Here is an 8,434-nt window from a genome sequence, read left to right as displayed (position 1 = left end):
GGGCGCGCTGCGCTGCGCCTGGGGGCGGCTGGCCGTCCGGGGGCGGTTTCCGCCCGTGCAAAGAGGGCCCTTGGCTGGGGAAACTCCACTCCGACGGCCGCCGCGCCCGGTATGCCCGACACGCCAGGTTCACCCTTCAACAGGGTGCAGCTACGGCCCGATTCCGCGTCCCATAAGGCGCTTTTGTCGGGCGGCAACCGCACCCTACCTGCCAGTAAGCCGCTGCGAAGCGCAGCGGAGCCTCCAGCGAACACCACCACCGCCCCACCCGTCACTGCATGCGCTGTGGACCCGCAGGGTCCGAGACGAACCCGCACCCGACCAACCGGCAACGGCCACTTCGCGGCAGCAGCCAGCGGCGCAGCGCAGCGGAGCCAGCCTGAACCCCGGCCGCGCACCGAACGGCAGGCAGCGCACCGGCAGCAGCCCCGCCCCCTCCCTCCCGCTGCTGGCGCCTTGGACCCGGAGGGTCCGAGACGAAACCTGCACCCACCCACGCCGAATACCGCCCCACCCACCAGCCGCCCGCGACACCAGCCCACACCCCAGCAGTAGACAGCGAACCCGCCCCAACCCCGTCGCCGCTCGCGCTGTGCACCCGCACCAAACCGCCACCGCCGCCCTGCGCGCACCTCAAACACACGGCACACCCCAGGGGTCAGCAGCCGTCAGTCCTCCCGACACCACACATTGATGAGCAGTCGTCGCAGACGGCGGGTGAGGGAGCCGGAGTTCCCTCGTTCAGGAGGCGGACTCGGAGTTCAGGCGCATCGCCCGCGGGCGATCGCCCACGGGCCTTGCCCGGGGGCGTAGGTACCGTTTCGTCCCTCCGTCACAGGCCCAGGATTGTCGGCACCAGTTCGCTGCGGCTGCGGACGCCCGTCTTCGCGAAGACGCTCTTGAGGTGGTCCTGCACGGTCGCCGCGGTGATGTGCAGTTCGTCGGCGATGGCCCGGGAGGGCAGGCCGGCGACGACTCGTGCCAGTACGTCGCGCTCGCGTGGCGTGAGTCCGTACGCGAGGAGGAGCACCTCGGCCACGTCGTTGGCCGGCGCCGGGGTCAGCGTCACGGCCGTGGGGGCGGGGTACGGGCCGCCGCCGTTCAGTGGGGAGGCGTGCAGGGTGAGCCACCGGCCCGATCGGCCGCGCACCCGCCCGTACGCGGGCAGCGCAGCGCCCCTCCCGCGCGCGGCGACCTCCCGGACCGCGATCGGCAGTTCCGCGCCCGATGTTCCTTCTGATGAGGGAAGTTCGTCCCGCCAGAGTTTCACGGCCGGGTTTTCGGAGAGCGGCCGCAGGTCCTGGTCGAGCAGGAGCACGCCCGACTCGGCCGGGCGGGGGGCGTTGTCGCCGGGGGCGGTGTCTCCGGGGGTGAGGTGGGCGGCGCGGCGCAGCGCGGAAGCGATCGGGGCGGACAGCCGCCGCAGCACGCCGACGTCGGCCGGGGAGAAGTCGGGTCGATCGCTGCCGCGGAACAGGGCGATGGCGCCCCAGCAGTGCCCGTCCACCACGAAGGCCGCGCGGAGTTCGTGACGGGCGTCGATCAGCGGCAGCACCGTCCGGTACCGGTGGCTGGAGTCCGGGTCGCCGCCGGTGGCCGCGGAGAGCGTGCCCGCTGATACCTCGGAACGGGCGAGCGCCGCGAACTTGAGCACGTCGTCCACCAGGTACTCGTTGTGCGCGGCTGCCACGGCCGCCTCCGGCGTGAGGCCGGCGCTCACCTCGTCGGTGACCAGCAGCGTCGTAGGATCGAGCGTGCCGAAACAGTAGGAGTCGGCCGGTACGAGCCGCATCAGCCGGTCGACGATCCCGCACCGCAACTCGCGTGAGCCGAGGCCGAGACGGCAGACCGCCTCGATGTCGCGTACGGTCTCGCGCCGCGCCACCGGGAAGTTCATCAGTCGAACGTATCCCAGAAATGTGGGAGGGCGGTGTGGCCCGCCAACGCGTAGCGTTCGGTCCGGATAATCGAACGTCAAAACGCTACTGGAGGAGCCGAGACATGTCCCCGACCATACTCATCGTCGGACTGGATCCCGCGATGGTGGATGACTCGCCCTCGTCGCGGCTGGCGTTTCCCGATGTCGACGCCGAGAAAGTGCGGTCCGGGGTGGCCGCCGCCCGCGCCCGGCTGGAGGAGCTCGGCTTCACCGTCGACGTCTGCGCGCTCGACTACGGACGTACGGGCGATGCGGCCTACCGCGTCGCGCTGGCCGCCAAGAGCTACGACCTCGTGATGATCGGCGCCGGCCTGCGGCTGGACCCCGTGCTGACCCCGCTCCTGGAAGTCGTGGTCAACACCACCCACGAGCTGGCCCCGGGCGCGAAGATCTGCTTCAACGTGAACCCGATGACGACCATCGAGGCCGTTCAGCGGTGGTGGCCCGAGCACAAGTATTCGATGTAGCGACGCCAGGCGGGTAGGCCGGTAGATCGGTAGGCCCGTAGGCCCGTACGTCCGTAGGCCCGTACGTGCGTCAGGGGGCGGGGACGTGCTGGCTGAGGAAGAGGGCGGCGCGGTCGAGTGCCCGGTCGGCTTCGTCGAGGGTGCCGCCGGCGTAGGACTGGAAGACGTGCGGGGCGTCGGCTGTGATGTCGAGGACGACGTCCACTCCGGCGTCGCGCGCGCGGGCGGCGAGTCGGGTGGAGTCGTCGAGAAGGAGCTCGTTGGCGCCTGCCTGGATGAGCAGCGGGGGGAAGCCGGTCAGGTCGGCGAAGAGGGCCGGGCTGAGGAGGGGTTGCTCGGGGTCCTGACCGGCGAGGTACATGGCCCCGGTGTGCAGCACGGCCTCGCGGGTGAAGATCGGGTCGATGCCCTCCTTGGCCGTCATGCTCTCCCCGGTGCGGGTGGCGTCCAGGCCCGGGGAGAAGGCCACGATCGCGGCGGGCAGCGGCAGCCCCGCGTCGCGTGCGGCCAGGGCGGTGGTGACCGCGTAGCCGCCGCCGGCGGAGTCCCCGGCGAACGCGATGGCGGAGGGGGCCAGGCCGCTGTCGAGGAGGGCGCGGTAGGCGCTCAGGTTGTCATCCAGACCGGCCGGGAACGGGTGTTCAGGGGCCAGCCGGTAGTCCACCGAATACGAGTCGAGGCCGGTCTTGGAGACGAGATGCGCGGTCAGCGACAGCGCGGTCTCGGGGGAGCCGAAGACGAAGCCGCCGCCGTGGAAGTACAGGATCGTGCCGGGGCGCGTGCCGTTGTCCGGTGTGCCGGCCGATGTGCCGGCCGATGTGCCGGCCGGTGTGCTGTCCGACGTGCTGTCCGGTGTGATGTGCAGGGCGGGGCGGTCGCCGAGCGTGGTCCGGGCGGTGTGGATGTCGTCCGGCACGATCATCGTGTCCATGAGGGCCTTGAATCCGGCTCGCAACTGCTCGACGGTGGGCGGGTTCTCGGGGCGGGGCCGGCGGAGCATCGCGTCGACCTTGGCGAGCTGTTCCTTACTCATCTGCTCATCTGCTTCCTCCGCTGGGATGCCTTTCCCCGGGGTGCTTTCGGGACGCCCTGAAGTGCCTTCCTCTACACTATATGCCATGGCATATACATCGGGTGGCGTCGCCGACCTCCAAGGACTCTTCGCGGATCTCGTCCGCTGCGAGACGCGCCTGTACAACGCCCTGAACGACCGCCTGCGCGAGCGGCACGCGATCGTGACCTCGCAGTTCGAGTTCCTGCGGTTCCTGCGCGAACGCCCGGGGGCCCGGGTGGCCGACCTCGCCGCGGAGTTCGCCATCGGAGTCGGCGCGACCAGCAAAGGCGTCGACCGCCTGGAGAAGCAGGGGTGGATCGTCCGCCAGGCCAATCCGGCGGACCGCCGGTCCTCACTCCTGGCCCTTACCGACGACGGCTCACAGCTCCTCGACGCCGCCGAGGCGACGTTCGCCGCGGGGCTGAGCGAGCTGGTCGGCGGCTCCCTCGACCAGTCCACGGTGGCAGCCGTCGGCCAGGCCCTGCGCCGGTTGCGCTCCGCACTCGAACGCGATCAGGTCGGCATTCCCACCGGCTGAACGGGCACGGCTGGCCAACTGCTCGCCGCCCGGCTGCCGGCTCCTCCTCCGCCTGTCCTTTCCTCTGCCTACCCTTGATCGCGCAGGCTCTGGCCGGTCCCTCGCAGGGGGCCGAGCACGTGAGAAGTCCGCGAGAAATCCGCGAGGAAGCCGCGGAACCTATGCCGGAATGCTATAGGGCAATGGCAGTGGGCGTGAGGTGTGCGGGGCAGTAGCTTCGACGGGTGACGGGCGGTGCGGCGCCCGGTCCGGTCGAATTCCCTTCCCACGCGCTGCTACGAGACGAGGTCCTCGTGAGCCGTAGACGTCGTTCCCATTCCCCCCGCCTGCTGACCGTATGTCTTGTCCTGGCTCTCGGGTCGGGCACCGTGGCAGCGTCGGTCGCACCTGCCGATGCCGATGCCGAGGCCGGTGCCGGTACTGCCGCCGAGCCGTACTGCTACGGCGAACCGTCCCAGCCGACCGCCGACGTGAGCGACCTGAAAGCCGCCTTCAACTCCTCGAACTGGATGCGCACCCTCCAGGCCGTGTACAAGCGGCGCTGGCCCAGCGGGGAGGCGCTGGCGGTGGCGCAGGCGAAGGACAAGTACTGGGATCAGTTCGTGAACAAGCGGAGCTTCGAGGGGTTCGCCGAGTCGATGATGGTGGCGATCCACGAGGAGACCCATATGTGGGACCTCGACCCGTCCCGGACCAAGTGGGACGTGTCCATCGCGGCGTGGATCAACGGCGGGCAGCAGGCGCTGACGGTCCCGGTGCACGGGGGCTTCCCCCGTAAGGAGATCCTCCCGCTGATCAAGGACAGGCTCACCGCGTCCATGGACGACACGTATCTGCGGGACCGTACGCAGGGCGAGTACCTCCTCCAGGGGGTGCTGGCTGAGCAGAACGCGGGACTTACGGGGCTGCCGGCCGTGACGGTGCTTCAGGAGTACATCAAGGGGATCGGCGCCAGCAACGCACGCGACATCGCCGCCACCAACCTGCGGTATCTGCTCCTGTACTTGCGCGTCGCCAAGGACCGGCACCCCGACTACTGGGCGAAGATCAAGGCCGAGCCGAAGCTGCGCGACCTGGTCCTGACGCAGTTCCTGCGGACGGCCTACTGGATGGAGAAGTCCGCCCCGTACACGGGCAAGGTGGGCAGCAAGGACGCCGACAAGATCCAGGCGACGAACTACGCGCCGGAGAACATCGCCGTCGTTGAGGAGTTCACGGGGCGCAAGGTGCGCGTCGACGCGCAGAAGCACTGCACCGCCACGTGAGTTGAGCGCCCGGCGAACACGGCCCTCCGGGCGCGGCCCCGTCAGCGCAGCGCGTCCACCCCGCCCGTGTTGCGGATCATGTGCCGGAGCACCTTGAGGGCGGCCACGTACTCCTCGTCGGTTATGCCGTCGTGCATCTCGGCGCGGAGGTCTGTGGCGAGCTGCTTGATACGGGCCTTGGCGGCGCTGCCCGCGTCGGTGAGCCGGAAGCGGCTGTCCTCACCGGCGGCCAGCCACTCCTGGCTGAGGAGCAGATCCACCGAACGCGAGATCTCGTACGGGCCGTCGGCGAAGCTCGCGAGCCGGTCGGCCAGCTCCTCGCGCGTCTTGCCGGCCGGGTCGCTGTCCACCTGGTTGAGGATCCACCACTGCGGCTGAGTGACCCCCTGACGGGCCATCGCGTCACGAATGTGCTTGATGACAGCTTGGTGCGTGACCCCGCTCCAGTACCCGATCGGCTGCGAGGCCAGGGCCTCGTCCGTCGCGTCGGGGTCGGCGGGCGCAATGGTGGTCGCGGGGGAGACAGGGGAGGCGGGCTGAGTCATGTGGCTTCACCTTCATGGTCGGCTCGGGAACAACCCGAGTGCGTCTCGCGCTCGTTCGCGATCAGCTACTACGACGACGCTAAAAGTTGAACCAAGGTTTAAGTCAAGGGAATGGGGACGCCTGTCCGGCGCGCACTCGACGCCTATTCGGCGGGGCGGTACCGGGGTAGTTCCGCCGTGTTGATCGTCCACGGGCCGACGGCCACCGTGTCTCCGAACACGTAGTCGTGGCGGGCCCGGTAGCGGGGTTCGCCGCCGAGGTCGGTTCCGGGGTCGGACATGACCGCGACGGTCCCCTTGCGCGGATCGACCAGCAGATACAGGGGGATGCCCATGGCTGGGTAGTCCTGCATTTTATGTCCGTAGTCGTTGGCATGGTTCGAGGGAGAGACGACCTCGGCGACCAGTTCCAGGTCCCTCGGGTTAAAAGGCGCCGTGGTTGCTTCGGCGAATGTTTCCTCCGGGACGACAATGAGATCGGGTCGGCGGAGCCTGCCGATTGCGGGGTCCTCCACTTCACCGCCCGTGTGCGCCACGAGGCCCTCAGCCAGTTGGCGGTCGAACTGACGGCGCAGTCGCATCGCGATGAGTTCGTGTGGCCGTGACGGGGACATCATCATTACGAGATCGCGGCCGCCGATCTCGATGGCTTGCACAGTATCGGGGGTGTGCTGGAGGAGTTCTTCGGCGATGGCGCGCATCTTGGCGTAGTCCACGATCCGGCTCCGTCTGTTGGGCGTGGGCTCGGTACATACTCATAGTCCCACGCACCTACGACAACGGCCGGTCTCCCGCAGTGTGCGAGGACCGGCCGTCAGGGCGTACGTACGCGCGTACAGCCCGCCTACAGCCTTACTTCGCCGGCTCAGGCTCCGGCTCGTCCGCCTTCTCCGGCTCGCCCGCCGGGTCCGCCGGGGTCTTGACCGACTCCAGCAGGAGCTGGGCCACGTCCACGACCTGGATGGACTCCTTGGCCTTCCCGTCGTTTTTCTTGCCGTTGACGGAGTCGGTCAGCATGACGAGGCAGAAGGGGCAGGCGGTGGAGACGATGTCCGGGTTGAGGGAGAGGGCTTCGTCGACGCGTTCGTTGTTGACGCGCTTGCCGATGCGCTCTTCCATCCACATACGGGCGCCGCCCGCGCCGCAGCAGAAGCCGCGTTCCTTGTGGCGGTGCATTTCCTCGTTGCGCAGGCCCGGCACCTTGGCGATGATCTCGCGCGGCGGTGTGTAGACCTTGTTGTGGCGGCCGAGGTAGCACGGGTCGTGGTACGTGATCAGGCCCTCGACCGGCGTCACCGGGACGAGCTTGCCCTCGTCCACGAGGTGCTGGAGCAGCTGGGTGTGGTGGACGACCTCGTACTCGCCGCCCAGTTGCGGGTACTCGTTCGCGATCGTGTTGAAGCAGTGCGGGCAGGTCGCGACGATCTTCTTCTTGGACTTCTCGACCTTGACGGCCTCATCCCCGTCTTCGCCGTCGGACTCGCCGAACGCCATGTTCAGCATTTCCACGTTCTGCTGGCCCAGCTGCTGGAACAGGAACTCATTGCCCAGCCGGCGCGCCGAGTCGCCCGTGCACGCCTCGTCGCCGCCCATGATGGCGAAGCTGACGCCCGCCATGTGGAGCAGCTCCGCGAACGCCTTCGTCGTTTTCTTGGCGCGGTCCTCCAGGGCGCCCGCGCAGCCGACCCAGTAGAGGTAGTCGACCTCGGTGAGGTCCTCGACGTCCTTGCCGACGACCGGGATGTCGAAATCGACCTCCTTGGTCCACGCGAGACGCTGCTTCTTGGCGAGGCCCCAGGGGTTGCCCTTCTTCTCCAGGTTCTTCAGCATCGTGCCCGCCTCGCTGGGGAAGCTGGACTCGATCATCACCTGGTAGCGGCGCATGTCGACGATGTGGTCGATGTGCTCGATGTCGACCGGGCACTGCTCCACGCACGCCCCGCACGTGGTGCAGGACCACAGCACGTCGGGGTCGATGACGCCGTTCTCCTCCAGCGTGCCGATCAGGGGGCGCTCCGCCTCGGCGAGGGCCGCCGCGGGGACGTCCGCGAGCTGTTCCGCGCTCGCCTTCTCGTTCCCCTCCTCGTCCTTGCCGCCGCCCGCGAGCAGGTACGGGACCTTGGCGTGGGAGTGGTCCCGGAGAGCCATGATCAGGAGCTTGGGGGAGAGCGGCTTGCCGGTGTTCCAGGCGGGGCACTGCGACTGGCAGCGGCCGCACTCGGTGCAGGTGGAGAAGTCGAGGATGCCCTTCCAGGAGAAGTGCTCGACCTGGGAGACGCCGAACTGGGCGTTCTCGTCCGGGTCCTCGAAGTCGATCGGCACGCCGTCGCTGACCATCGGCTGGAGCGCGCCGAGCGCGACGTCCCCGTCCGCCTCGCGCTTGAACCAGATGTTGGGGAAGGCGAGGAAGCGGTGCCAGGCCACGCCCATGTCGGTCTTGAGCGCGACCGTGATCATCCAGATGAAGGACGTCGCGATCTTGATCATCGCGAAGAGGTACGTGAGGTTCTGGAGCGCCCCGAGGCTCATCCCCTTGAAGGCGGCGACCAGCGGGTACGTGGCGAAGAAGGAGGCTTCGTAGCCGTCCACGTGGACCTGTGCGCCCTCCAGGGCGTGCATCCTCAGG

8 protein-coding genes are annotated in these 8,434 nt (G+C 68.8%); 3 read left to right on the top strand and 5 right to left on the bottom strand.

All coding sequences use genetic code 11. The features are described from left to right. Positions 1-832: 832 nt before the first annotated feature. The gene (locus ACFU99_RS23695) at positions 833-1,897 is read right to left on the bottom strand and encodes a LuxR C-terminal-related transcriptional regulator (RefSeq protein ID WP_384395101.1); all 1,065 of its coding nucleotides are present in this window, start codon (positions 1,895-1,897) and stop codon (positions 833-835) included. A 104-nt stretch (positions 1,898-2,001) separates the two neighbouring features. Between ACFU99_RS23695 and ACFU99_RS23690 the strand changes: the two genes are divergently transcribed. Further along, positions 2,002-2,406: a hypothetical protein gene (locus ACFU99_RS23690; protein WP_384395100.1), complete on the top strand. Its 405-nt coding sequence runs from the start codon at positions 2,002-2,004 to the stop codon at positions 2,404-2,406. Positions 2,407-2,476: 70 nt separating this feature from the next. Here ACFU99_RS23690 and ACFU99_RS23685 read toward each other — a convergent pair whose 3' ends face one another. Beyond that, positions 2,477-3,439, bottom strand: a complete 963-nt coding sequence (locus tag ACFU99_RS23685; RefSeq protein WP_384395098.1) for an alpha/beta hydrolase — start codon at positions 3,437-3,439, stop codon at positions 2,477-2,479. Positions 3,440-3,524: 85 nt separating this feature from the next. Here ACFU99_RS23685 and ACFU99_RS23680 point away from each other — a divergent pair, with 85 nt between their 5' ends. Further along, on the top strand, positions 3,525-3,998 hold the full coding sequence (locus ACFU99_RS23680) for a MarR family winged helix-turn-helix transcriptional regulator (RefSeq protein WP_384395096.1): 474 nt from the start codon (positions 3,525-3,527) through the stop codon (positions 3,996-3,998). 368 nt (positions 3,999-4,366) lie between these two features. After that, positions 4,367-5,263, top strand: a complete 897-nt coding sequence (locus tag ACFU99_RS23675) for a hypothetical protein (RefSeq protein WP_384395095.1) — start codon at positions 4,367-4,369, stop codon at positions 5,261-5,263. Positions 5,264-5,304: 41 nt separating this feature from the next. Here ACFU99_RS23675 and ACFU99_RS23670 read toward each other — a convergent pair whose 3' ends face one another. The 3 genes from ACFU99_RS23670 to ACFU99_RS23660 all read right to left on the bottom strand — a co-directional run. Next, the gene (locus ACFU99_RS23670; RefSeq protein WP_384395093.1) at positions 5,305-5,808 is read right to left on the bottom strand and encodes a MarR family winged helix-turn-helix transcriptional regulator; all 504 of its coding nucleotides are present in this window, start codon (positions 5,806-5,808) and stop codon (positions 5,305-5,307) included. A gap of 143 nt (positions 5,809-5,951) precedes the next feature. Then, on the bottom strand, positions 5,952-6,524 hold the full coding sequence (locus ACFU99_RS23665) for a Uma2 family endonuclease (RefSeq protein ID WP_384395091.1): 573 nt from the start codon (positions 6,522-6,524) through the stop codon (positions 5,952-5,954). A gap of 136 nt (positions 6,525-6,660) precedes the next feature. Continuing rightward, positions 6,661-8,434, bottom strand: a 1,774-nt coding sequence (locus ACFU99_RS23660) for a heterodisulfide reductase-related iron-sulfur binding cluster (RefSeq protein WP_384395089.1), incomplete at its 5' end; no start/stop codon positions are given.

This window comes from Streptomyces sp. NPDC057654, from assembly GCF_042800135.1.
Taxonomy (GTDB): Bacteria; Actinomycetota; Actinomycetes; order Streptomycetales; family Streptomycetaceae; genus Streptomyces.
Note: the sequence above shows the minus strand (reverse complement) of the source record. Positions and strands in the feature narration are given on the sequence as shown.

What these genes read in the sequence shown, in the direction of transcription:
- ACFU99_RS23695 (WP_384395101.1), bottom strand. Translation starts at nt 1,897, where the DNA reads ATGAACTTCCCGGTGGCGCGGCGCGAGACCGTACGCGACATCGAGGCG.
- ACFU99_RS23690 (WP_384395100.1), top strand. Translation starts at nt 2,002, where the DNA reads ATGTCCCCGACCATACTCATCGTCGGACTGGATCCCGCGATGGTGGAT.
- ACFU99_RS23685 (WP_384395098.1), bottom strand. Translation starts at nt 3,439, where the DNA reads ATGAGTAAGGAACAGCTCGCCAAGGTCGACGCGATGCTCCGCCGGCCC.
- ACFU99_RS23680 (WP_384395096.1), top strand. Translation starts at nt 3,525, where the DNA reads ATGGCATATACATCGGGTGGCGTCGCCGACCTCCAAGGACTCTTCGCG.
- ACFU99_RS23670 (WP_384395093.1), bottom strand. Translation starts at nt 5,808, where the DNA reads ATGACTCAGCCCGCCTCCCCTGTCTCCCCCGCGACCACCATTGCGCCC.